The organism is Burkholderia sp. AU6039 (assembly GCF_002223365.1).
Taxonomy (GTDB): domain Bacteria; phylum Pseudomonadota; class Gammaproteobacteria; order Burkholderiales; family Burkholderiaceae; genus Burkholderia.
This window is the reverse complement of record NZ_NKFK01000020.1, coordinates 1-1,646: the sequence shown is the minus strand read 5'-3', so window position 1 is coordinate 1,646 and position 1,646 is coordinate 1. Positions and strand designations below refer to the sequence as shown.

General features: G+C 69.0%; 1 protein-coding gene. It reads left to right on the top strand.

The features are described 5' to 3' along the window. Window positions 1–1,555, top strand: a 1,555-nt coding sequence (locus CFB39_RS40515; protein WP_218829820.1) for a hypothetical protein, incomplete at its 5' end; no start/stop codon positions are given. Window positions 1,556–1,646 lie beyond the last annotated feature (91 nt).

Below are 1,646 nucleotides of genomic sequence, written 5' to 3'. Positions count from 1 at the left end.
TGCCGCGTGGCTGCGGGCCAATCGGACCGCCGAGGGAGAACCGCGCCCGACCCTGGGTGCACTGCGCAATGAGGTGCTCCAGTCAGGGCGGCCGGCGCGCGAGAACGCTCATGTGCAGGCGTTCCGCGAAGCGGTGGGCGAGCAAGGCGCCACGGGTAGGAACGTGGCCGGCGCGGTGGATGCGCTGGTACAAGGCGGCACGTCGCGGCAGCGGCAGCCCCAGGCCCAGCGCCAGCCCCAGGTCCATGTTGATGACGAGGCATTGATCCAGGCCTATCAGGGCGCATCGAACACGCATCCGGCCACGGCGGGCACCCATGCGAACCACCTGCGCCAGCTTGCCGCGTGGCTGCGGGCCAATCGGACCGCCGGGGGAGAACCGCGCCCGACCCTGAGTGCACTGCGCAATGAGGTGCTCCAGTCAGGGCAGTCGGCGCACGAGAACGTTCATGTGCAGGCGTTCCGCGAAGCGGTGGGCGAGCAAGGTCCCACGGGTAAGCACGTGGCCAGCGCGGTGGATGCGCTGGTACAGGGCGGCACGTTGCAGCGGCAGCCCCAGGCCCATGTTGATGACGAGGCATTGATCCAGGCCTATCAGGGCGCATCGAACACGCATCCGGCCACGGCGCGCAACCATGCGAGCTACCTGCGCCAGCTTGCCGCGTGGTTGCGGGCCAATCGGACCGCCGGGGGAGAACCGCGCCCGACCCTGGGTGCACTGCGCAATGAGGTGCTCCAGTCAGGGCGGCCGGCGCGCGAGAACGCTCATGTGCAGGCGTTCCGCGAAGCGGTGGGCGAGCAAGGCGCCACGGGTAAGCACGTGGTCAGCGCGGTGGATGCGCTGGTAAAGGGCGGCACGTCGCGGCAGCCCCAGGCCCAGCCCCAGGTCCATGTTGACGACGAGGCATTGATCCAGGCCTATCAGGGCGCATCGAACACGCATCCGGCCACGGCGCGCACCCATGCGAACCACCTGCGCCAGCTTGCCGCGTGGCTGCGGGCCAATCGGACCGCCGGGGGAGAACCGCGCCCGACCCTGGGTGCACTGCGCAATGAGGTGCTCCAGTCAGGGCAGCCGGCGCGCGCGAACGCTCATGTGCGGGCGTTCCGCCGAGCGGTGGGCGAGCAAGGCGCCACGGGTAAGCACGTGGCCGGTGCGGTGGATGCGCTGGTACAGGGCGACACGTCGCGGCAGCGGCAGCCTCAGGCCCAGCCCCAGGCCCATGTTGATGACGAGGCATTGATCCAAGCCTATCAGGGCGCATCGGACACGCATTCGGCCACGGCACGCACCCATGCGAACTGCCTGCGCCAGCTTGCCGCGTGGCTGCGGGCCAATCGGGCCGCCGAGGGAGAACCGCGCCCGACCCTGGGTGCACTGCGCAATGAGGTGCTCCAGTCAGGACAGCCGGCGCGCGAGAACGCTCATGTGCAGGCGTTCCGCGAAGCGGTGGGCGAGCAAGGCGCCGCGGGTAGGAACGTGGCCGGCGCGGTGGATGCGCTGGTACAGGGCGGTACGTCGCGGCAGGTAGCTTCGAGAGATGTTAGGGCTTAAGCCTCATTCGAACCGGGCCTTCCGGGCTCGGTAACCAGTGGATGGATAAAAGATGGACAAAATATCCAGCCTGGCGGGCAATAGCCTGCCA